This is a genomic window from Clostridium sp. SGI.024 (genome assembly GCF_050315195.1).
Classification (GTDB): domain Bacteria; phylum Bacillota; class Clostridia; order Clostridiales; family Clostridiaceae; genus Clostridium.
Genome location: NZ_JBNPON010000160.1, coordinates 1 through 490 on the forward strand (window position 1 = coordinate 1; position 490 = coordinate 490).

At 29.0% G+C, this 490-nt stretch carries 1 pseudogene; it reads right to left on the reverse strand.

What is annotated here, in order from left to right:
* Positions 1-490, reverse strand: a pseudogene (locus ACQRD5_RS17215) (IS21 family transposase); the annotation flags it as partial.

A 490-nucleotide genomic window follows, 5' to 3' on the forward strand; every position in this document is an offset into this window, starting at 1 on the left:
GTTCTTGGCTCATCCATAACAGTCTTCATATTATCTGTTAATACCTCTTTAGGAACACCACCAAAGGCTTCAAAAGATTCATTTAAAAATGAAAATAATATATCTTGTGTTTTTTCTAAAGATAATTTATAAACTCTGAACCGTGAATACGAAAGTATTAGAACAAAAATATTTATGTTAATGACTTCTCCATTACTTAAAACAAAGTCTATATTTTCTTTCCAATCTAATTGTGCTTGCTGACCCTTATCAGTTTCAAACCTCATACTAGAGTTATTAGATATATAACCTTTCTTTCTGCGTTTAAAATAATCATTAAACTCAGGATTATTAGATATGTATCTTCTAAACGAAGATTGTGCGCAGTCTAATCCATGGTTGTCTTTGAGATATTGCCATAGAACACGTTTATAATAGAATACTTGAATTGACTCTTCACTTAGTAGAGATCTGATTATAGGTTTAAAGTTATCTATTGTAGATTTTCTAT